The sequence below is a fragment of the Rhizobium sp. R339 genome, assembly GCF_002211395.1.
Taxonomy (GTDB): domain Bacteria; phylum Pseudomonadota; class Alphaproteobacteria; order Rhizobiales; family Rhizobiaceae; genus Rhizobium.
Genome location: NZ_LOKV01000001.1, coordinates 916,631 through 938,275, shown reverse-complemented (window position 1 = coordinate 938,275; position 21,645 = coordinate 916,631). Strand labels below are relative to the sequence as shown.

The 21,645-nt window shown below is 62.8% G+C and carries 22 protein-coding genes; 6 read left to right on the top strand and 16 right to left on the bottom strand.

Annotation, left to right across the window (positions count from 1 at the left end; all coding sequences use genetic code 11):
* Positions 1–41: 41 nt before the first annotated feature.
* Positions 42–446 (bottom strand): hypothetical protein, encoded by a 405-nt coding sequence (locus tag ATY76_RS04670; RefSeq protein WP_245309691.1) that lies wholly within the window; start codon positions 444–446, stop codon positions 42–44.
* A gap of 422 nt (positions 447–868) precedes the next feature.
* On the opposite strand from ATY76_RS04670, the gene ATY76_RS04665 reads away from it, so the two are divergent.
* The 3 genes from ATY76_RS04665 to ATY76_RS04655 all read left to right on the top strand — a co-directional run bounded on the left by ATY76_RS04665 (position 869) and on the right by ATY76_RS04655 (position 2,443).
* Entirely contained in the window at positions 869–1,705 is an 837-nt protein-coding gene (locus tag ATY76_RS04665) for an alpha/beta hydrolase (RefSeq protein WP_088673562.1), read from the top strand.
* A gap of 159 nt (positions 1,706–1,864) precedes the next feature.
* Positions 1,865–2,041: a hypothetical protein gene (locus ATY76_RS04660; protein ID WP_190233585.1), complete on the top strand. Its 177-nt coding sequence runs from the start codon at positions 1,865–1,867 to the stop codon at positions 2,039–2,041.
* Positions 2,042–2,227: 186 nt separating this feature from the next.
* Positions 2,228–2,443: a hypothetical protein gene (locus ATY76_RS04655; RefSeq protein ID WP_088673560.1), complete on the top strand. Its 216-nt coding sequence runs from the start codon at positions 2,228–2,230 to the stop codon at positions 2,441–2,443.
* Positions 2,444–2,561: 118 nt separating this feature from the next.
* Here the strand turns inward: ATY76_RS04655 and ATY76_RS04650 are convergent, their stop codons facing one another.
* From ATY76_RS04650 to ATY76_RS04615, 8 genes are all read right to left on the bottom strand, one after another.
* Positions 2,562–4,181 (bottom strand): hypothetical protein, encoded by a 1,620-nt coding sequence (locus ATY76_RS04650; protein WP_088673769.1) that lies wholly within the window; start codon positions 4,179–4,181, stop codon positions 2,562–2,564.
* 441 nt (positions 4,182–4,622) lie between these two features.
* Entirely contained in the window at positions 4,623–5,057 is a 435-nt protein-coding gene (locus ATY76_RS04645) for a hypothetical protein (RefSeq protein WP_088673559.1), read from the bottom strand.
* A 6-nt stretch (positions 5,058–5,063) separates the two neighbouring features.
* Positions 5,064–5,468 carry a Bbp16 family capsid cement protein gene (locus tag ATY76_RS04640; RefSeq protein ID WP_088673558.1) on the bottom strand — a complete coding sequence of 135 codons (405 nt, stop codon included), beginning with the start codon at positions 5,466–5,468 and terminating at the stop codon, positions 5,064–5,066.
* Between the two features lie 81 nt (positions 5,469–5,549).
* Entirely contained in the window at positions 5,550–6,569 is a 1,020-nt protein-coding gene (locus tag ATY76_RS04635) for a major capsid protein (protein ID WP_088673557.1), read from the bottom strand.
* Positions 6,570–6,575: 6 nt separating this feature from the next.
* A complete protein-coding gene (locus ATY76_RS04630) occupies positions 6,576–7,289 on the bottom strand; it encodes a hypothetical protein (RefSeq protein WP_245309687.1) in 714 nt (237 codons plus the stop codon).
* A complete protein-coding gene (locus ATY76_RS04625) occupies positions 7,273–7,614 on the bottom strand; it encodes a hypothetical protein (RefSeq protein WP_088673555.1) in 342 nt (113 codons plus the stop codon). Before ATY76_RS04625 ends, ATY76_RS04630 begins: the two co-directional genes overlap by 17 nt.
* Positions 7,614–9,302, bottom strand: a complete 1,689-nt coding sequence (locus ATY76_RS04620) for a portal protein (RefSeq protein ID WP_088673554.1) — start codon at positions 9,300–9,302, stop codon at positions 7,614–7,616. Before ATY76_RS04620 ends, ATY76_RS04625 begins: the two co-directional genes overlap by 1 nt.
* 316 nt (positions 9,303–9,618) lie before the next feature.
* Positions 9,619–9,831: a hypothetical protein gene (locus tag ATY76_RS04615; protein ID WP_088673553.1), complete on the bottom strand. Its 213-nt coding sequence runs from the start codon at positions 9,829–9,831 to the stop codon at positions 9,619–9,621.
* Positions 9,832–10,300: 469 nt separating this feature from the next.
* Between ATY76_RS04615 and ATY76_RS04610 the strand changes: the two genes are divergently transcribed.
* A complete protein-coding gene (locus ATY76_RS04610; protein ID WP_141104984.1) occupies positions 10,301–11,713 on the top strand; it encodes an RDD family protein in 1,413 nt (470 codons plus the stop codon).
* Between the two features lie 83 nt (positions 11,714–11,796).
* Here ATY76_RS04610 and ATY76_RS04605 read toward each other — a convergent pair whose 3' ends face one another.
* On the bottom strand, positions 11,797–13,053 hold the full coding sequence (locus tag ATY76_RS04605) for a terminase (protein WP_245309685.1): 1,257 nt from the start codon (positions 13,051–13,053) through the stop codon (positions 11,797–11,799).
* Between the two features lie 234 nt (positions 13,054–13,287).
* Positions 13,288–13,821, bottom strand: coding sequence for a terminase small subunit (locus ATY76_RS04600; protein WP_088673551.1), 534 nt, complete (start codon positions 13,819–13,821; stop codon positions 13,288–13,290).
* Positions 13,822–13,993: 172 nt separating this feature from the next.
* Here ATY76_RS04600 and ATY76_RS04595 point away from each other — a divergent pair, with 172 nt between their 5' ends.
* Positions 13,994–15,127 carry an acyltransferase gene (locus ATY76_RS04595; RefSeq protein WP_088673768.1) on the top strand — a complete coding sequence of 378 codons (1,134 nt, stop codon included), beginning with the start codon at positions 13,994–13,996 and terminating at the stop codon, positions 15,125–15,127.
* Between the two features lie 40 nt (positions 15,128–15,167).
* Here the strand turns inward: ATY76_RS04595 and ATY76_RS04590 are convergent, their stop codons facing one another.
* Positions 15,168–16,226 (bottom strand): calcium-binding protein, encoded by a 1,059-nt coding sequence (locus ATY76_RS04590; RefSeq protein WP_088673550.1) that lies wholly within the window; start codon positions 16,224–16,226, stop codon positions 15,168–15,170.
* Positions 16,227–16,385: 159 nt separating this feature from the next.
* On the bottom strand, positions 16,386–17,342 hold the full coding sequence (locus tag ATY76_RS33610) for a hypothetical protein (protein WP_190233584.1): 957 nt from the start codon (positions 17,340–17,342) through the stop codon (positions 16,386–16,388).
* Between the two features lie 207 nt (positions 17,343–17,549).
* On the opposite strand from ATY76_RS33610, the gene ATY76_RS04575 reads away from it, so the two are divergent.
* On the top strand, positions 17,550–18,047 hold the full coding sequence (locus ATY76_RS04575; protein ID WP_088673547.1) for a BA14K family protein: 498 nt from the start codon (positions 17,550–17,552) through the stop codon (positions 18,045–18,047).
* A 156-nt stretch (positions 18,048–18,203) separates the two neighbouring features.
* Here the strand turns inward: ATY76_RS04575 and ATY76_RS04570 are convergent, their stop codons facing one another.
* From ATY76_RS04570 to ATY76_RS04560, 3 genes are all read right to left on the bottom strand, one after another.
* Entirely contained in the window at positions 18,204–19,073 is an 870-nt protein-coding gene (locus ATY76_RS04570) for a DUF3313 domain-containing protein (RefSeq protein ID WP_088673546.1), read from the bottom strand.
* Positions 19,074–19,178: 105 nt separating this feature from the next.
* Positions 19,179–20,525 (bottom strand): HAMP domain-containing sensor histidine kinase, encoded by a 1,347-nt coding sequence (locus ATY76_RS04565; protein WP_088673545.1) that lies wholly within the window; start codon positions 20,523–20,525, stop codon positions 19,179–19,181.
* Positions 20,525–21,196, bottom strand: a complete 672-nt coding sequence (locus tag ATY76_RS04560) for a response regulator transcription factor (RefSeq protein ID WP_088673544.1) — start codon at positions 21,194–21,196, stop codon at positions 20,525–20,527. Before ATY76_RS04560 ends, ATY76_RS04565 begins: the two co-directional genes overlap by 1 nt.
* Positions 21,197–21,645: the final 449 nt, after the last annotated feature.

Sequence of the window (21,645 nt, the reverse complement as noted above, 5' to 3'; positions counted from 1 at the left end):
GAGCGCATCGACGAAGAGCGGCGTATATTTCGTCGGATCGGTCAGCCGTTCGGTGAAATTGAGATAGGCCGGCGAAATATTGCAATAGCGCCGCCCTCGGCATCATAGGCATGCCCGCCCGCCGTGGACGCGCCCCCGGAAAAGACGCCGCCTACAGAAGTCTCGCCGGTCACGTCGAGCGCCGAACGAACGCCGCGGATCGCCAGGCAGTCCACCGGCCGGTCATAGGCATAGGCCCACTCCCCCGGCCGATCATTTACGATTTCGGCCAGCGAACGCGTCCTGCCGGCAAAGCGCCAGGGATAGGCCTGCAGCAGCGCATCGCGCGCCGGCGCAAAGAAACGGTTGCAGGCCCGCGCCTCCACCGTCGGCTCGCTCAGCGCGTTGATGCTGTCCTTGCCGATCGAAGCGAGCGCCAGATTGCAGATGGAAATAATGGATGTCATGTCGGTCAGCCCCTTGGGTTGGCTGACGTTAGTGCGCAGATGGTTGGCGCCGTAAACACGTTTAAGGCCACGAGAGCCTCATCCCAAGGTGCCCCGCAGGAGGCTCAAAGTCTCACCTGGGGCGGCTCCGCAGATACCTCGAAGCCTCATCCTGAGGTGCCCCGCAAGGGGCCTCGAAGGACGAGGCGGGCGCGCGGCAAGACCCCACCCCAAGAACGCCCTGATTGTGATCTCCGTAGCTTTACTTATCTGCGCGGTCGCTTATGGAAATCTGTCATATCAATTCGGTAGAAAGCCGGATTAGATACGTACATCAGCATCCGGCGCAATCTTTCACCCGCGCCCATGATCTTGCCCGATTGCGCCGGTGACGGCGCAGACTTCCGCCTGCATCAATCCAACCAACCAAGGGAGCCCATGCCATGAGCACAGTTACCACCAAGGACGGCGTCGAGATCTTCTATAAGGATTGGGGGTCAAAGAGCGCCCAGCCGATCATGTTCCATCACGGCTGGCCGCTGAGCTCCGACGATTGGGACGCCCAGATGCTGTTCTTCCTGCACAAGGGCTATCGCGTCGTCGCCCATGACCGCCGCGGCCACGGCCGCTCCACCCAGGTCGGAGACGGCCACGATATGGATCATTACGCGGCGGACGCTGCCGCCGTCGTCGAGCATCTCGATCTGCGCAACGCCATCCATGTCGGCCACTCCACCGGCGGCGGCGAGGCGACGCATTATGTCGCCCGTCACGGCCAGCCCCAGGGCCGCGTCGCCAAGCTGGCGATCATCGGCGCCGTGCCGCCGCTCATGGTCAAGACCGAAGCCAATCCGGGCGGCCTGCCGATCGAAGTCTTCGACGGCCTGCGCAGCCAGCTCGCCGCCGACCGCGCGCAATTCTACCGCGATCTCCCGGCCGGCCCCTTCTACGGCTTCAATCGTCCCGGCGCAAAAGTGTCGGAACCGGTGATCGACAATTGGTGGCGCCAAGGCATGATGGGCGGCGCCAAGGCCCATTACGACGGCATCAAGGCCTTTTCGGAAACCGATTTCACCGAGGACCTGAAGATCATCACCGCGCCGACCTTCGTCATGCACGGCGACGACGACCAGATCGTCCCGATCGCCGATTCCGCCCTGCTCTCGTCCAAGCTCCTGCAAAACGCCACGCTGAAGGTCTACGAGAAATTCTCGCACGGCATGTGCACCATCAACGCCGAGGTCATCAACGCCGATCTGCTGGCCTTCATCAAGGGCTGATCATCGCAAAATCCGGGCGCCGGCAAGGCGCCCGGCTTCACGGCTTAAACTCGGCGGTTCCCGCCGCCAAAGCCCGCTTCCGCCCAAAAGATCGGCAAATCGCCGGCCGCTTTCGGCATTTTCCATGAAACCGTTTCCGCCGGTTCGCGTTTCACGCCCATGAAAAGAGAACGTGAACCCTCATCAAAGGCTTATCGGCAGGATCGTTTCGAAAATACCGAGCGAGCCGCCAAGGAAACCATCGAGGCGGAGCAGCGGGCCCGCCGGGAGAAGACGCGAAGGCTGAAAGAATTGCGCCTGTCGCGCGAAGGCGGCAAGTCTCCCGAGGCGAAATAGATCCCCACGCTCTGCGGCCGCGAGATCGACGCGCCGGCGTCCCGCCGGTCCGTCTCCATCGCTCGCGTCCTTCATTTCAAGCGTTTTCACTGTTGCGAGATTCGGGCCTTCGTCCATCTTGCAGAAGAAACGTCGCGAAATTATCTTTCTCAACAGCGATTCACCGACATCGAAAAGGGCCAGCCGATGTCAGACAAGCTGTTCAGCACACGCGACGAACCGCTCGCCTCCGCGGATCTCGACGTTTGCCGGCGCGTTCATGAAGCTCTCTGCATTGAGCTTGATATCGACAGGGGGAGCGAGAAAGCCGAAAAGATCGGCGCCCTCATCATCGAGCTTTATCGCCAGGGCGTCCACGACGAACATCAGCTTCGCCTGATGGCCGGCGGACGGCACGCCTAGAGCATGATGCCGAAAAGTGTAAACGGTTTTCGGACGACATCACGCTCTAACTCTTAATGTAGAACAGGACGATTCGGGCCGACCGGGCCTAAATCGTCCTGTTCTAGCGCCTCCTGGCTCACGCCGGATAGAATTTCATCTTCTCCGACTGGGGGATGCGGCTCACTGTCCTGAGGATGGTGTAGAGCAACGGATGAACGTGCGTTGTGGTGCCGGTGCCGGAGTCAAGGTTCATGGCCTTGCCATAGAGGGTGGCGTTGTCCTGCACGTTGGTCGCGAATATCTCCAGCACCTTGTAGTTCGATGTGCCGTCGCCGTTGACGACCTCGCTGAGGACGGTCCGCCCGGCCCAGAGACCCGGTTGATATTCGAAGATGACCACCGCGCCGCGCGGTATCCCCGACGGCATCTTGATCGTGTCCCAGGTCGTCACCCCGTCCTGATTTCCCGGATGACCGATCACCTTGCCGAGCGGAAACATCTCGGATGCCGGTGCCTTGGATGGATCTGCATCGGTCGTGAAGGCACCGAACACGTCGATAACCCTTGCATAGCGGGAGGACGCCTTGATGGCGTCGTTGACGGCCTTGAGGGTGCCGCTCACACCGTTCCAGAGAATGGGGACGCTGTAGGCAGCCGCCGTTCGGCCGCCATCCGTTGACGTCATGGTGGGCCAGAGGGTCAAACCGACCACGTGCGTACCGGCGCCATATCTGGTCTTCACGCGGTCGATGAGGCCGAACTTGAAATTCGCCCAGGTGCTTGCCGTGGCATTGTTGTCGTTGCGCCCGGATTGATCGAAGACGAAGGTCCAGGGATTGAGGCCGCCATTATAGGTGTTCTTGACGATGTCGATCAGTCCCCAGCGCAGTGTCGCGATCGTGCTGCCCGAGCCCGTCAGCTCCAGCTGCGATTTCGCGCCCGGCACGCCCATGATCAGCGGCATGGTTTCGCCCCAGACCGGATCGGGCACGTCGAGCCAGCGGCGCCAGACGCCCATATTGCCGCGCGCATCCGCCGATGCGGCGATCTCCTGGCGCTCGACGAGGCTGTCGGAAAGCACGAGCGGCACCGGCCGTCCGTCCCATCCCTTGGCGAAGATCAGCGCCGGGCCATAGGCCAGCGGCTGCGAGTTGCTGACATCGCCGACCGTATTGTAGAAACTGTCCGGATCCCGGTCCGACGTGCTCGGCGCATCGGCCGCCGCCAGCGCCCGCACGGATGCCAGGTCGCCCGCCGCCCAATATTTCTCGCCGCGATGACGCTGAACGCGGTAGCCGCCGATATAAGTGTTGCCGACCGTGCCGTGCCAGACCGTGCGGATGCCAAAGATAGACCGCCTTGGCAAAGCTGCCGGCAGCATCGCCTGCCCCCAGACGATGCCGGTTGCCGCCGTCGCCGTCGCTGCGGCAAGCCCGCCGAACAGCACCGGATATTCGTTGCCGTCAGGATGCAGGAAGAACACTTCGTCGATCAGCACATCCGCATTCGGATTGATGGTCTCCTGCGGCGAGTTGTTGCCCTGCTGGACACCGAAGCCGACGAAGGGGATCAGGAAGCTGTTCGTGGGATAGTCGGGAGACCCGAAGTAAAGTTCCGAAGCCTGATAATTGAGGCCAGCCGCATAGGTCTGCGTGAAGCCGCCCGGCCACTCCACCCGGGTTGCCGCCGGCATGTAGCGGTTCGGGTCTGCCACCCAGGGCGGATGCCCGCTGCCGCTGACCGGCACGACCGGCATCCCGTTATAGAGCGTGCGCCCGTCCGGAATGATCACCACTCCGATGACGACCTGCTCGTTGTAGATGACTTCGCTGCCGGAGAGCACGCTGACGCCGAGCACCCGCCGGCCCCCGGTAAACAGTACGCCGCTCTCGGCCTCACGAATACCCACCACGCGCTGCCCATTGTGCAGCACCGTCCCATCGGGAACGACATGCACGCCGACCACACGCTGCTCATTGAAAATCTCGGCCATGGAATGTTTCTTCTTTGGAGTGCAGAAGGAAGGGCACGCGCCCTCCCAATGTTCTCTCGGCGTCATCCTCGGCCTTGTGCCGAGGATCTGCTGCCCTTTCGAGCGGAAGCAGATGCTTGGAGCACAAGCCGAGCAGAACGAACGAAGACCCGACGGCCGGGGCCACCGGTCAGAGGGAGGGCTTGCGCCCTCCCCGTCAGTCTTTCACCCGGCAGACACAACCCAATCGGGCTGCTGCAGACCGAGCGCCTCCTGCAGACCATTCCCCGGCACGGCAGCCTCTGTCGGCGCATCGCCGCCCGACTCTGCCGCCGCCGCACGCCGCTCGACCTCGGCCGAGATCACGCCGTCCGCCTCCTTGACATTCGGCGCCGGCTCTCCGGAGATCGCCTTCGCCAGCGCCTTGCGTTCGGCCGCGTTCAGGCCCTGCCAGTCCTCAGGGATTTCGGCCGCACCATCGGCCTCACCGCCTTTCGGCCTGACGACCCTGGCGCCGCCTGCCCCCTGCGGGGCAAGCCTTGCCCATTTCGGCCGCCTCTCCTCGTCGTTCCAGAGCGCGTCGGGCACGACGAAGGCGGCGCCGATGTCGCGCAGCTCCCCGTCGAAATAGCCCCTTTCATTTGCGATCACCGTCACCATGGCCGGTTACTCCGAGGCCGCGACCACGCCGGCGGTGATCTTGCCTGATGTCGGCGCCGTGCCCGTCACGTCGTAGAACAGGCGGAAGAAGCGCTCGTCGGCGTCACGCGGGATCACGTCGATGTTGAGCCGCTTGCCGAGCGCGAGGTCGGCGAGCGCAAGCGCGCCGGTCGTGCCGACCTGCTTCGGCGTGGCGAAGGCCTCGTTGTCGTCGACCTGGACCTTCACCTCGAGCGAGGTCAGGTTGTTGAACGCCTCGACCACCTGGATCGAAAGCGGGATCTTCTTGCCCTTGCCGATGTTGCGCACCGTGCCGGTGGCGATCGGGCCGAGATTGATCACATTGGTGCTGGCCGCATCGGCGGTGATCGCCTGCGCGTCGGAAAGCAGGCTCTGCTTGTCGAAAATCATCTGAAATGCCTCTCGGATCTCTATGTCTTGGGAGGTTTGCCCGCCGCCATCGGCGACGGGCCTAAGCCGATCAGGCCGCCGTTACACCGCGGCCGGAACTGCCGCCTCGGTGTTGAGGATGGCGTCGGTCTCGCGGATCGGAATGCCGCGATAGGCGCGGACTTCCTTGCCCTCGACGGTCATGTGCGTCAGCCCGGTATAGTTCGGGTTGGCCGCCAGCAGGCTTCGGTCGCTCGACTGCACGTCGAGGATTTCGAGCACGTCGCGGTTCATGTAGATCGCGATGCGGCTGGCGACGCCGTCGCGGCGGCGCGACTGCAGGCGGTAATAGGCCTTGCGCATCAGCGCCCAGAGATCGACGCTGCCGGCAAGCATGTTGGAGACGTCGATATTGGCGACGCGGGCGTTGTAGCGCCAGTCCTTCACGAACATGCCGACATGCCAGCACCAGTAGTCTTCCTTGCGGAAATAGGGCTGGCCGCTTTCGTCGAGCACGCGCTGCTCGCCCTTGTCCTCGTGGCTGACGCCGGCCTTGGTGCCCTTGGGATAGAGCAGCGAGGTGGCGTGGTCGCCCCAGGTGACGAACCAGATCGAGGTGTTGTCGCTGCCGGTGCCGCCGCCGTTCACGACCTGGTTGGCGATGGTGCCGCGCGTGTCGGAATAGCTGCTGTAGCGGGCGGACAAGCCTTTGAACTTCTCCGGCGTCGTCTCGGTATTGTGGTAGAAGATGCCGGTCGCCACCTCCTGGTTCATCGCCTCCATGAAGGGTGCCGCCGAGGTCAGCCGCTCCTTGGCCGGATCGGGCGCGAGTTTCAACAGGCGCACGTCGACGCCGGACATGGCCTCGACGAAGCCTGTGGTGTCGTCGACCTGCTGCATGGTCGCCTTGGACTGCGGAACGCCCTGGTAGAGGCGGCCCCAGGCGACGGACGGCAGGCCGGTGCGGATCATGTGGCGGTGGGAGGCGCCCATGTTGCATTCGGTCGCGACCGCGTCGTCCAGAATGGGGTTCTGCTGGGACAACAGTTCGCCAACCGAGCCCTCCGTCGAGCCCTTATGCATGTCGATCAGTTGAGGGAAGCTATTGCCGATTGTTGCCATGTCTCTTTAGCCTTTCGGTGCATCGTTCGGAAACAGAACATGCGCTGGATCGACGGGTCTGCCCGCTCCTCCGGCGCCGCCGGTGGCCGGGTCGTCTTCCTTGATCAACGCCCCGGCCTTCGCAAAAATACGAATAAGCTCCGGATGGTTGCCGCCACCACTCGCCTCCAGATATTCGCGCAAAGCAGGCGTCCCCATCGTGTTGACGAAGCGGCGGCTGTCGCGCACGGTCCCGTCCCACCTGCGCCCGCCGATCTCCGGATCGGTTTTCGCGTCGTCGGCCCATTTCGAAACCGTCTCGCCCCATGCTTTGCCGCGCGTCTCGGCGCGCGCCGCCTGGATGGCGATGAAACGGTCGGCAAGCTTCTGCGCTTCGCCATTGGTCAGCCCGAGCTCGCGAAAGTCGGGGCCGAGCGCTGTGAGCAGCTCCTCGTCGACGGCGATGCCCTCTGGCATGGCAAGCGTGTACTTGCCATCCTCCGGCACCGTGTCGGCCTCGTCGGGCGTGGTCTCGCCGCCATCCCCAGCCTTCCCAGGCGCCGTCTCCTCATCGGATTTGACCGAATCGGCCTGACGGTCATGAGCCGGTTCATGGATTCCCTCGGCACCCTGCGGCGCGTCGTCGGGGAAGAGAATATTCTCCGGCTCCGCACCGCCGCTCGCGCCTTCGGCGCTCCAGCATATGGTTGGCCGGCCGATGCGCTCATGCGTCGACATCATCGTCTTCACTCCTCATGTTGGTGGCGACCTCGCGGTCTATGGCTTTGATGGTGGCGATCTCGAGCAGCAGGCTGGGGTAGAAGCGCGGATCGATCTCGTCGAGCTTGGCGATCAGCTTGCGCCCGGCCCCTTGCAGGCCGAGCGTGTAATGCGTCGTGCTCACCGCCTCGCCGGCAAAGGCTTCGCGGTAGATCGCGCATTGCTCCAGCATCCAGAACAGCACGCGCTTGCCCGAAGGCAGCGAGAAGACCTCGCGGAAGGCTGCGGCAAGCGCCTCGCGCTTCTGGCGCTCGGCAGGATTGAGATGTTCGTCGAGCCCGCCCATCAGCCGAGCCCCAGCTGCTGCAGAAGCGCCGCCCCGTTCGGGTTCTCACCGGCGCTCGCAAGCACGGCGGCCGCATCCGCGCCGGATTTCGCCGCCGGCGCCATCTTGGCGGCCATCTCGGCGTTTTCGGCCATCTGCTGCTTTTGCGCCCGCGCGTCGCGCAGCTGCGCCACCTCGTCGTCGGGCACCACCACCGAGGGCGGCACGCCGAGATAATCGAAATAGAGATCGACCGCCTCGTCGGCATCGACCTTGTCGAGCACTTCGGGCTTGACGGCCGAGACCTGGCCGAGGAAGGCGAAGCCGCGCTCGATGCTGCCCGTCGCCACCGCCTTCTGCGCCTGGGCGAGGATCGAGATATATTCGATCTTCAGCTCCTGGTTCTGCAATTCCTTGGGCGGCGGCGGCAGCTCGCGCCGCCGGTTGAGGATCTGGTAGGTCCGGTCGATCGTCGGCTCCAGCTGCGCGCCGTAGATGTTCTCCAGCACCGGCCCGAGCGCCAAGAGCTTCTCCTCCTTGCGTTCGGCGATCTCGAACTGGTTGCGCGGCTGGATGCCCTCCATCTGCGACAGCATCAGGAAGAGATCGGCATAGAAGGCCTGGCGGATGCGCTCCTGCGTCTCGCGGATATCGCTCGCAAGCTCGGAAAGCCTGAGCTGGATCTCCATCGCCGGCCGGAAGCCCCGCCCGTTGGGATCGTCGACATAGGTGATCTTGCCGGGCAGCAGCGAAGCCGGATTGTTACGCATCGAGGTCGGCCCGGTCATCGGCGGGCGCACCAGCTTGTCGATCGCCTCCAGCTTGCGCTGCTGTTCCAGCTGCAGCATGGAAATATCGCCGAGCGCGATCTGCCCGGGCGAAGTCGCATAATTGTCGTCGCCGGCAATCTCCCAGGCCGGCCCGATCAGCGGGTTCTCGTCGAAACCGCTTTCCTCCAGCAGCCGCTTGTCGCCCGCCTGCTCCTCCCAATAATTGGAAAGGAACGGCTTGTTGCGCTTGTCGATCCGGTCGGGATCGCGCGAAAGCCTGGGCTCGATGGCATGGCAGATCGTCAGCATCTCGTCATAGCGGCCGTTGTCGTAGAAATTCTTCACCGTCTGGCTGACATTGTCGTAGCCGAAGCGCGAAACGATGCGCTGCACCGACCAGCGGAACCGCCGGTAAAGCGTCGTCACCCGGCCGTTCTCGTCGCGCGAGATCCAGAAGCTGCCATGCAGCAACTGCTGCATCCGCACCACCTTGTCGGAATCCTCGGAAAGAATGCCGACCGACTGCCCGAATTGCCCGAGATCGCCGTAACCGGTGTGAAACGCGTTGTAGACATTGGAAGATTGGAACACCTCGCGCAGCCGCTGCTCGACGGCCGCCAGATATTCCTTCACAGGTGCGAAATCCTTGAGATCCGGATCATAGGTCGTCAGCCGGAACCACGGCCGCGCCGGCGAGGTGATGCCGGAATGCATGCCGGATTTCAGCGTCCGGTGCGCGAAGGTCCCGGTGCTGTCGATGATCTTGGCGCGGCTCACCGCACCCTCATCCTTGTCGGTCAGCCTCAGCCGCGTCGGCTCGATATAGTCCGAAAGCTGCCGCCACACATTCTCCCACGGCTGCCGGACCCGCTTCAGCTCCTCCATCCGCCGCCGGTGATAGGTAATCTGGCTCTCATGATCAGGTGCGTTGTCGCTCATGCTTATGTCATCTCCATCCGCGCAGCGAAGCTGCGTTGGTGCCATTCATCCAGGCACGGCTTGCATTGGTATCCATTCACGCAACCCGGTTGCGTTGGTGCATCCGCACGGCAGCGCCGACGCTGGTAAATCCACGCGGACAGGATCTGCGCTCTTCACTGTGAAAAGGCCGGCCAGCCTCTCTTTCGTCATGCTCGGCCTTGTGCCGAGCATCTGCCGCCGGCGCCGCAGATCCTCGGCACAAGGCCGAGGATGACGCCAAAGGAGAACGCGGAGGCCCACGCAAACCTTGCGCGCGAGCGCCTACCCGCTCGCCTTACTGCCCAAGCAGCGTCTTCTTCTCCGTCAGCGCCGTCGTCGTCACACCGCCCGGCGAAGTCAGGATCGTATCGGGCCGCGACCGCACCCGATCCTCCGTCCGCCGCGCCACCGCGGTGCGAACCGCAGCCCCATCCGGCTGCTTCAACTGCGCCGGCTCCGGCGGAAGCGCCGGCGGATCAGGCTGGGAAGGCTTGGAAAACAGACACATGGGACATCATCCATCTAGCTCACGGGAAATAGCGTCCCGAAAGAGGGAAGAGCGCGGCAGGGCCGGAAGGCAGCAAGGGAGAGTGCGTGTCCGCCTATGCCCCGCAAAACGCTCTTCCCTCCACCCGGGAGGGCTAAATCCATGTCTACGTCCCCGATGGTTGCCGCGACGAACACCCACCCTCCTCATTCCTGTGCCCGTCACAGGAATCCAGCCACGGCGCGTCCGCGCCGTGAATAACTCGCGAGGAAAAGTCGACAGCGGCATGGCAGTGCGGAGCAGAAGTTCAAATCGAAAATATTACGTGTGTGGCCCGTCAGGGTGCACTTCCAAGCCATTGTTCAATATGCATAACTCCCCCAATCGATCTTTCGTGGGGATGTATGATTTTCCGAGACCTTTTGGCTGGTTCGCTCGGTCGGAAGCGCCAGCGTGAACCTCTTTGCCGAAAGCCGGCGACCTCAAGACAATGACGGCAACATCATCTCCAAATCCGCTTCTCGCCAATATCGCTGCCCTGCTATTGGCAACCGTCATCGGACTTGTCGGCTTTTCGGCGGTCATCCACGTCCAAGGACTTGATGTTCAGAAGCTGCAGACCCTCCCGCTTTTCAGGGGTCTTTTAGCTTCGGCGATCATCACGATCATCGCACCGCCGACCCGCTTCTGGTGGAGAGTCTGCGCTCTGTCCGCCGTCTATCTGATCGATCTGGCGCTAACTGCCGCCTTGACGGCATGGCTGCCGATCGCCTCGGCGAATGGTTTCGTAAGCTTGATGATTGAGAAGCGATGGCAAATCGCCCTCTTCGTGAGCGCGACTGTCGGCTATTCAGCACTCATCCGGCTTGGTAAAAATCAGCCCGACAGCGCTGTCGCGCCTGTCGATCCCGTCGCAATGTCCGCGAGCGCATCACCGGCCGGACCATGGCCGCGGTTTTGGGCGCGATTGGTTGACTTCTTCTTGATCCAGCTGGGCTTAAGCTTTGCATTTGGCTTGCTGACGTCGATATATGCGCCGGCTCTTTATCTCACGGTGATGGGCAAATTTGCTTCACTCTTCAACTTGATCCTGGTTCCGATAGCTGCCGTTGTTCTCGGCTGCATCATGACGGTAACGGGAACAACCATCGGCAAGGCGATTGTCGGCGTTAGAGTAACTCTGCCCGACGGTGAAAACGGATCTGACTTTTTCTTCCGGCGCGAGTTTCGGGTCTTGCTGGCGGGCCTTGCCCTCGGTTTGACTATATTCTGGCCCTTTACCTTCACGCGCCAATACCACCGGCTCAAGGCCGGAAAACCTGCGAGCTATGACCAAGGCGAAGCGCCAGTCGTCGGCGGATCATCCAGGCTGCGCACCGTCCTCGGCATGCTCGCCGTCGCGGTCCTGATCGGCATCACCGCCCACCTAAATTCCGACATCGTGAGATCCGGTCTCGAATTGGAGTCCGTTCGGCCGTGGAAAAACCCGATCACCAACCGGACCGCCTACATCGCGCGAACATGGAAAGAAGGCGAGTTCCCGGACGGCGACGGCAACGTGTTTTATTTCAATTCCGATGCACTTTTCGCCGAAGCCTTGCTGGGATACCAGCGGCTGGATTTCGACGATGTGGACCGCATAAGCTACGCGCATGCCATCGCCGATGCCTTGGCAAAGGAAGTGGTTTTGACATCGCTCTGGGCGCCCGTCACGGTGCGGGGCCACGCCGCGCTTCGCGCAACCGGCAAAAGCCTCACAGCGGCCAACGCAGCCGTGGAGATCACGATCGTAATAGAGAGTCGCAATGCCTGGCGAACATTGGTGTTCACCCGCGGCCGGCAGGCCGACGAGGTCCCGAACAAGGAGTTTTTTATCAACGAACTCATAGGAACGATCGATTAATGGATCGGATCGAAGGTCGAAACAGCACCACCCTCTCTCCGCCCTCAACCTGAAGCGCCCCGCAGGACGAGGCCGGCCCCCCCTCACCCCAGCGGACTATACTCCACCTCCACATCCACCCCGCTCCCGGCCCTTACACCCCTCTCCCGCCTCACCACCGGCTCCGCAAAGGTCAGCGCCAGCGCATCCCCCCGGTTCGGCGAAGGCAGCCCGCGCGCCTTCATGTCTTCCTTGCTCTCCAGCTGGATCTTCCCATCCAGCCGCGCCACCGTCTCCGGCCCGACCAGATCCTGGTAGAGCGCCTCATCCTGAGGGTCGATCGCCCCGCCCGCCTTGATCCAGCGCTTTTGCATGCCCCACATCTCGGCGCGCTTGTTGAGAAAGCCGGCATCGAGCGGCTTGCCCGAAAACCAGATCAGCCGCCAGGAGCGACCCATTACCTCGCCGGCGCTGACGATGCCGGTGCCGTAGCCGGCGTCGACGAACACCGCGTCGGCTTGATGCTCTGCCTCCAGCCGCGCGATCAGCGCCGCCACCTCGACATCGTTGTCGTTCCTCGAAAACGAGGCGAGGCTCTTCGAATAGAGCCCCTGGCGCAGCATGATCTCCAGCGTGTCGTCGCCGGTCCAGGCCGGATCGACGCCGAGGATGACGGGCGCGAAGGCATATTGCTCGCGGCGGAGATGGCGCATCCGCGCCTGGTCGACATCGTCTGCGGAGATGAACTGCATGGCGGACTGGCTCGGAAACTGTCCGCGAACGCGGATCTTGAAGAAGTCGCTGTCTTCGCCGTGATCCTCCTGCCATTGGCGGATCTTCGCCTTGTTGGTGCCCTCCACCGTGCGGCTGTCGATCTGGCGTGTCACCCAGCGGTGACGATAGCGGCGGAAGCACTCGCGAAAGCGGCCGGAATTGCGCGTCGGATTGCCGAAGACGATCCAGATGATCACCGTGTTCTCGTCGGTCAGCGCACCTTCCGCCACCTCCCACACCTTGTCATGGATCTTAGAAGCCTCGTCGAATTCCAAGACAATGATCTTGCCCTGATTGTGCAGCCCGGCGAAGGCCTCGGTATTGTTGACCGACCAGGGCACGAAATCCTGCCGCCACTTGTCCGAGGCCGCCTTGTCCCGGGCGCGGATCGAGGTCGCCTGCACGTCGAACCAATGCGCTGTTATGGAGGAGCGGAACCATTTGCCGATCTCCGGCGCCGTCTTGGTGCGCATCTGCGTATCGGTATTAGCCGTCGTCACCAGCATCGCCTCGTTCCAGCAGGACATCGCCCAATTGGAAAGCATGCCCATGCAGGCCGATTTGCCGATGCCGTGGCCTGAGGCCACCGCGATCTGCAGCGGCTGAAAGCGCGTGGCGGGATCGGCGAGATGATCGCGAACGGCCGAAAAATATCCCGCTGCCAGGCCCGCGGCCCGGCATGCCCCTCAAGCGCCCCCATACCCCAGTCCCAGGCGCTGAAGCTCCAGGCGAGCGGATCGAACTGGCAATCGCTCGCCAATTCGATAATCCCCTCGTTCGGATCGGCCTTGCGCCCCACCCTTCCAGCATCACCCGCCATCTCAGCCCTCCGCCCCGCCATCGCCTGATTTGCGCGCCTTGGCGCGCGCCAGCCGCTCGCTCAGTGCCTCCAGCCCCTTGATCTCCAGCCGGTCGTGATAGAGCGCGTGGTGGCGCGCCAGCATATCGAGCGCCTTCAGCCGGTCCGCCCGCTTGATCTTCGCCACATGCACCACGTCGCCCTTGGCCTTGGCCGAGGTATTGAACTCCAGCCCGGCAACCGCCGCCGCCGTCCTGTCGTCCCACTCGGCAGGCGCCTTCAGCGCGCCCTCCTCGTCGAACACATCGCGCACATCGCCAAAAGCAATATCCGCGATCGCCGAAAGCACCCGCTCGGCGCTGATCTCCATTCGCTCCATCTGCGCAGCCAGCGCTTTGTCGATCGCGCCGCGAACCACCTCGTTCGCCATCAACCGCCAGCTATTCTTGGGTGCTAAATTTTCACTATAGCCCGCCCGCACCGCCGCCTGCGTCGCATTCAAATCCTTCAGATATTCCGCCACGAACAGCCGCTGCTTCGCCGTCAATCTCGCCATGGATGATCACGCCCCCGATGAGGCGCGATCATAGAAGCGGGATGGTTGGGAGCAAAAATCGAGCGCGTCCACATCGGCTCGTTGCAGACAATCATTGGATAGCGCCGCAAAGTTGTTGATGCGAGACCGCAAACCTTGCTATCCCTCCGCCATGAACGAAAGGGTTGCAAATATGAGTCCTTCTCGTGCGGGTGGTCGTATCGAATGCTTGGACGGCTTGCGTGGTCTCGCCGCCCTCTGGGTCCTGATCGGACACGCCCATATTCTCACCGGCTTCAAGGTGCCGCTGATCGGCGATCCCGAATTGGGCGTGGATCTCTTCATCATGCTCTCGGGCTTCCTGATGGTCTTCCACTATCAGCGCAGGCGCGGCAGGGAGCCATGGGAGGCAACGAGCACGTGGACCACCTTCTGGATTCGCCGCTATTTCCGAATTGCGCCCCTCTATTACGTGATGCTCGTCGCCGCTTTGACGCTAGGCCCGCTCATCTACGATGCCCGCATGGTGATCGACGCCTATAACGGCGTGCAGCCGCAGCTTGCGAGCCGATATCTCGACAGCAGCCTGTCGAATTATCTCGCGCATTTTTCCTTCCTGTTCGGCCTCAGCCGCGCCTATTCTTTCAGGACGGCGCTTCCGGATTGGAGCATCGGGCTCGAAATGCAGTTTTACGCCGCCCTGCCATTTATCATGATCATCGTCGGCCGCGTCGGCTGGATCAAAGGCATCACCGGCGTTGCGGCGTTCGGCGCACTGGCGACGTATGTGTGCCACAAGGTCGGATACACGTTTCAGATGCCCACATTCCTGCCGCTCAAGATGCATGTCTTCGCAGCCGGCATGCTGCTCGCAGGCGCCCTATGGACGAATGAGAAGCGCGCCTATTTGTTCGCAGGCTTTGCCGGCTATCTCGTGATCGCCCCGATCGGCGGCGAGATGGACTGGCTCCATCAGATCACCAGGCTCGTCCTGGTCCTGACCTTCTTCGCGCTCATTCACACAGAGCGCCTGCCGCCGCTCGCGGCCCGGATAGCGGCACCGGTCAGCAGTTGGCTCGGCAACCGCTTCTTCCATAATCTCGGCGAGCTTTCCTTCGGCGCCTATCTCATCCACCTGCTGATCATGCAGCCGGTCGTCGCCTATCTCATCGGCGCCGTCGATGTCACCAACCCTGTCCGCTGGGCTCTCACGCTGCTGATCACGATGCCGATCGTCTATGCCCTCGCCTGGCTCGGCTATACCTTCATCGAAATGCCCGGCCAAAACATCGGCAAGGCGCTCACCAAACCACGAGCCTCCGCTTAAAGAAGCCGCGTCGGCCGCGATCCACTTTCCGGTCGCGGCCCTAATCCACGGCCTTCTCAAGGATCGTCTTCCTGTCCCAGGAAACGCCATCGGAAAATTCGATCTTCTCGATGCCCCAATAGCCTTCAGACACGAACTGCTGTTCGACAGTGATGACCTCGCCCGTCGCAAGGACGATCACCAGCAGCTTCGTCGCGTCCCGCAGCAAGGATACATCGGAGGCGGTAAGGTCGATCAGGCGAAGTGTGTCGATCTCGTTGGACATGTTAACGCCGTCATTGACAACATCGTAGCCATGGCCGCCGGCATAGACGTAGGTGTCGTCGCCGAAAGATCCCGAAAGCTTGTCGCCTCCGTCAAGTCCGATCATCAGGTCGTCGCCCCTGGTGCCTTCCATGGTGTCCGAGCGCGCCGAGCCCTCGATGCCCTCGGGCATAACCACGCTGATGTGCGCGCTGATATCCTGCTTCGACCAGATCGTGCCGTCGTTGAAGCTAATGTTTTCGATCCCCTTCTGACCACCGGCGAATGCCGACTTTATGAGGATCGACCCACTCTCGACTATATCAATTGCACTCCGTTCAAGCGCGCCCTCGACGCTGTTGCCTCTCCTGCCCGCACGGATCCCGGACTCCACCAGGATTGATCCGTTTTTGACCAGATCTTCGGCGCGCACCGGAATCGCAATGATGAGATCGTCGCCCTGTTGGCGAAGGCCGATATCGCCAGGGCCTATGTCGGAAAAGAGCAGCGTGTCGAAGCCGCTGTCCTCGATGGTTTCGAGGATGGTGTCATTGCCGTCGCCGCGGGCATAGCCGTAGATATCATCGCCCGGTCCGCCGGTCAGAAGATCGTCATCCCAGTTGCCGAAGAGCGTGTCATCCCCTTCCTCACCGCGAATTTCGTCCTGCCCTCCCCGGCCATATACGACGTCATCACCCGCACCGACGTGGATCCGCTGGTTGCTGTCTGGGTCGGATTTGAGGACGATGTTGTTGACGGCTCGCGCGCTATCGCGCGATGTCTGGCCGTGAATGCTCGTCGATAAAATCAGGGTCAACCCAAAGATCAGGATTGTCCGCCGCACACTCGAATTCAACGCTCTCTCCGTCCCAGGCAGGAAATGCCCGAGTGCATGAGGTTGGCCATGCTCTGACGCGCCCGCCGGCCGACCGCCAAGGGTGAAGGCACCGAAGCATTGCCCCCTGACATCCAGGAGGCAACGCCGCTCATTGAAACCGCTATCTCACGCGGAAGGTCACGGACTCGTCGTCTCGCTGCTCGTGGCGGCCGTTTCGGTCGCATCCACGCCATCTGCGGCATCAGTCGTTTGCGATGTCTCGGTCGGCGTCTCCACAATCGTCGCAGGATCTGTCGTCTCGGTGCCCTCAGCCGTCTCGCCAGTCGGAGTCTCGGTAACAGGCGTCTCGGTCGTCGGTTCTTCCGCCACCGGGTCTTCCGTTACCGGAGCCGCTGCCGCCAGCGCGTCCCTCATCTGATCGATCGTGCCGACGGCCGTGCCGATGCCGAGCGTGTCCTTTGCCCAGCCGAGAGCCTCGGGGCTGAGCGTGCCGGTCTTGGTGGCCGAAGCCAGCGCTGCCATCAGGGCGGCATCGCCGAGAACAGGATCGTCAGCCGGCGGCGCGACGCCATTGGCGAGTTCGTACTGGGCATAGGCGGTGGCATAGGCCGAGAGCGCCGCCATCTTCGGATCTGCGGTATTCATCAGTGCGTGGTAGTTGCGCTTCAGCGAGTTCAGCTTGGCAAGCTCCGCCGCAGGCTTCTTCGAAGGCTTGGCTGCAGGCGCCGTGGCAAGAGTCGTCTTCTTGGCAGCGCCCTTGGTGCTGACCGTCTGCTTGGCCGATTTCGTCTTGCCGGCCTTGCCGGTCTGGGCGGATTTGCCCGAGCTTTTCGCGCTGCCGCTATTGGTCTTGCCGCTGGAGCTGCTCTTTCCGCCGCTGCTCTTGCTGCCGCCGCCGCCATGGCTGCCGCTGTTGCCGCTTCCACCGCCGTGGCTGCCGCCGCCGTTACCGCCGCCTCCGCCACCGCCGTTACCACCACCACCGCCGCCGCCGTTACCACCACCTCCACCGCCGCCGCCGCCATTGCCGCCCTTGGCGAAAGCGGGCGAGAGATCGGTGAAGACGATGTTGAGAGGCGCCAGCGCCACAGTCGTGGAGAGACAGAGAATGCCGAGAATTCTGGAGAGCCGCATGGTAGTCCTTCCGACAGGCAGAAAATGCCGTTACACCGGGGATTATTGAAGCAGCCGCCCTATAAAGATCTCATTGAGCATCTTCTTTCAATTTGAACTTTCCGCCGAATATTCCGCCATGCAGTGCCTCATTGTTTCCGAAAATGAAACTAAATCCCTTCCGCTGCGTTATCCCCTCGATACATCCGTTTACCCAAGGTGAGTGACATGAAAAGATTCGCCATCATTGCCCTGTCGATAGCGACGGCCTTCTCCGGAATGCCGGCTTCGGCAGGCCCTGCCTTTGTGCCGAGCCCGGTACAACAGGCGGCGCAGCCGGCACCCGGAGGCAGCGATGCCCGGATCATGCAGGTCGGCTGCAATAACTTCACGAACTGCCCAGGCCAGTTCAACAACGGCCGCAGATGGTATCCGAGACGCCACTACAATCGTGATCGCAGCTACTATCGCGACCGCGATTATTACAGGGACGATCGTTACGGCCGCTACAACCGTCGCTATCGCCACCACGACAATACCGGCGCCATCATCGGGGGCCTGGCAGCCGGCGCCCTCATCGGCGGCATTATCGCCTCGCAGCCCCGCGCCTACAGCTCGCGCGGCTACAGTTCGCATGCCGAATATTGCTACGCCCGTTACCGGTCGTATCGCGCCTATGACAACACCTACCAGCCGAACTACGGCCCACGCCGCCAGTGCCGGTAAATCCAGTCCGCCGGCCCTGCAGCAAGCCCCGCATGAAAGTGCGGGGCTTATTGCTGCCATTCATTTGATATCCATAAGACGGACGGAGCACGGCTTTTCCGTCCCCGGCCCCGTCCGTCCCGGCAGCCCAGCCTCGGGGTGGGGCAGAGCATTCGGTCAATAAGCGGCGGCCGGCTTCGGCTTTTTCTCCGTCCATTGCGGCGGCGCGCCGTATTTTGCGGCGACGGCGCCGACCAGCCCGGGCTCGCGGCCGAAGGCATCGCAGGCGACGTATTTCGGTTTGCCGCCCAGCCAGGATTTCATCCGCTGCCGGGAGGGAAGCGAGAGGTCCAGCCCCTTCGGCTCCTTGCCTGCAATCAGCATGCGCGAGAATTCGCTGCTGAATTTCGAGGCGAGGCCGTAGGCGTCGCCCACCTCGGAAACACGCGGATTGTTCTGCAGCGAGTTCGCCCCGCGCGCCCAGACCATCGCCGCCCGCTGCGCGCCTGATTTGTCGACCGCCTCGGCCTCCACCGCCAGCCCGCCAAGCCCGACCGGCAGGCGCGGCACGCCGACCGGCAGCGCGAAGCCCGTGCCGACGGTGACGACCGTGGAAACGCCCGCCATCGTCTTGTTGGTCGGCACGATGTCGGTGACCATCGAGCGGATCGTCAGGTCCGCGCTCCCGCCTCCTGCCACCATCTGGTATCTGTCGCTCAGGGAAATGCAGAGCGCCCGGTCGAGCGCATTGGCGACCATCGCCCGGTCGGCAGGCGATTTGATGCGGCTCGCTGCCGCGAAGCCGAAGCGTGTCGGCTCGATCGCCACCGTCTTGATCGGGGCGAGACTGAGGCCATCGACATAGACGCGCGATTTCGAAAGCTTGCCCTTCGGCGCGCCGAGATTGGAATAGGTGGAAAGCGTCCCGCTCTCCTTAAGCGGCACCGAACTGCACCCGGCCGCAGCCGCGGCGAGCGCCAGCGGCAACGCGAGCGACACCGCTTTCGAAGCCTTTGAAAAAGATGAAATAAAAGGATTTCTGCGCACTCTCTCTGGCCTCCGTCGCCGATAATGTCAGGCGAAATTGGCGGCGAAGAATTGCGGCAGCATTACATCGTTTCCGGCAGCATCGGCTGCCGCAAACAACCGGCGTCATCCGAGCTGGATCGCCACCTCGGTGCCGGCCGCGGCACTTGCGATGCGAACCTCGCCGCCATGGTTCAAGACGATCTGCTTGACGAGGCTGAGGCCCAGCCCCGCTCCGGTGCTCTTCGGCGTGACGCGGTAGAAAGGCTCGAACACCAGTTCCCGGTGCTCGGCCGGAATGCCCGGCCCCTCGTCGGCCACGCTGATCCGCCCGCCGCCCATATTCGAGACTGAGACCGTGATCATGCCTCTGTTGCCGCCATGGTCGATGGCGTTGCGCACCAGATTGCTGACGGCCCGCGGCAGCGCCGAAGGGCTGCCCTTGCATTTCAGGCTCTCGACCTCGCTCTGAAAGGAGATTTGGTAGCCGGCGCCGATGGCGAGCGGCGCAAGGTCGGCCACCACGCCGCGGGCGATCTCGACGAGATCGACGGTCTCCTGGAGATCGCGCGCCTGGTCGTTTCGCTCGAAATCGAGCAGCTGTTCGGCGGTCTCGGCGAGACGCGCGACGTCGTCGAGCAGCCGCCTGCGGTCCTGCCCCTCCGCCGTCCCGTCGATCCGGGTCTGCATGATCGCGATCGGCGTCCTCAGCTCATGCGCCGCATCCATCAGGAAGTGCTGGCGCTTGCGGAATTCGTTTTCCAGCCGGCCGAGCGCCTCGTTGAAGGCGATCACCAGCGGCGCGACCTCCCTTGGAATGCCGTCCAGCGGCAGGCGCGCATCATAGCGGCGCGGCTCGATCTCCGAGGCTTTGCGGGCAACCTCGCTGACGCTGGCAAGCCCCCGCCCGACGATCCTCGGAACGGCGAGAAAAACCGCGGGCAAGGCAATGGCGAGCAGCGGCACATAGATCGGATAGACGGCGCCCATCAGTGTAATGACAGGCCAGCCCTTGTCGGCCACGCCGCCGAACAGAACCCTGAGCTCGCCGATCGCGGTCTCCACGCTTTCCACCGAGGCGATCTCGTCCGTGCCGGCCGATCCCCTGATATCGGCCCCTTCGAACAGATAGGTCAGGCGCGCAAGCTCGGCATAGACTGGAGGAACGCTCCCGTAGGAGACGAAAGACCCCTTCGTCGTCGCCGCGACATACCAGAGCCCGTCATACTGCCGCTTGAGCGCTTCGAGCTCCGGCGTATCCCTTATCTCGAGCCGTCCTTCGGCATCGAGCGCAGCGGCCGGAGCCAGCGCCGCGGTAATATGATCCTCCAGGGCGACATTCGGAGAGAGGATCGTCGCACCATAGAAGCAGAGCCCGATGGTGACCGCCGTCACCACGCCGACGAAGACCAGGCTGAGCTGCCAGCTGAGCCGCCACCAGAGCGACGGATTGGTGTTTCCTGCCCCGCCCATCATTCTTCCTTCATGAGATAGCCGACGCCGCGGATATTGTGGATCGAAACCTCCGCACCCGCATCGGCAAGCCGCTTGCGCAGCCGCGATATATGGGCGTCGAGCGCGTTCGACTGGATTTCTTCTTCGTAGTTGTAAACGGCCGCCTCGAGCGTCGAGCGCAGCACCGTCTTCTCCTTGCGCCTGGCAAGTGCTGCCAGCACCAGAAGCTCGCGCCGCGGCAGATCGAACGGCGTATCGCCGACGGTGACGCTCAAATGCAGGGGGTCGATCACCATCCGCCCGGCGGTGATCTTCAGCTCGGAAAGGCTCGGCGGCCGCCGCAGCACGGCCCGTAGCCGCGCCATCAGTTCCTCCACAAGGAACGGCTTGCCGAGATAGTCGTCGGCGCCGAGATCGAGCCCCTCCACCCGCTCCTTCGGCGCGTTCAGCGCCGTCAGCACGATGATCGGCGTATCCTTGCCGGTGCGCCTCAGCTCCGGAATGAAGCGCAGCCCCTCGCCGTCGGGCAGGCGCCGGTCGAGCAGGATCGCGTCATAGGGGTTCTGCCGCGTCAGCTCCACGGCATCGGCAAGATGCGCCGTGTGATCGGTCACGATCCCATGCTTGCCGAGCGCCGCAGTCAGCGCTTCGGCCAGCTCCTTCTCATCCTCAATCAGCAGAATCCGCATCGCCCCACCAACCCTTGCGCCCCTGTTTCGGCCGCAAGGGTTGCAGCAACATTGCGGAACTTGAAAGGCAGCCGGTCATGCTGCTGCAATTGTTCCACCGGAGGATCGGGCACCACAATTCAGGACCTCGACATGATCCACTTAAAATCCATCCTCCGCCTCCTGGAGACCTACCTCCTCTCCGCCTTCATCCTCACCAGCCTGCTGGCCGGGCCGCTGATTATTCTGTTCGTTCGGTAGCAACCCAAGGAAAACGACAGCTGAAGGTTGATCGTAATTGGCTTTTCCGGCAACTAAGATGGAAGAAAAGGCATGCCGTGCCGCCCCCTCATCCGGCCCTTCGGGCCACCTTCTCCCCGCTGGGGAGAAGCGGAAGTAAGGCCTGCGCACGGTGCCAAACGACGCGTTTGTTCAAAGGCACTCTATTTCATGGGACCGGTGGCGAAGCG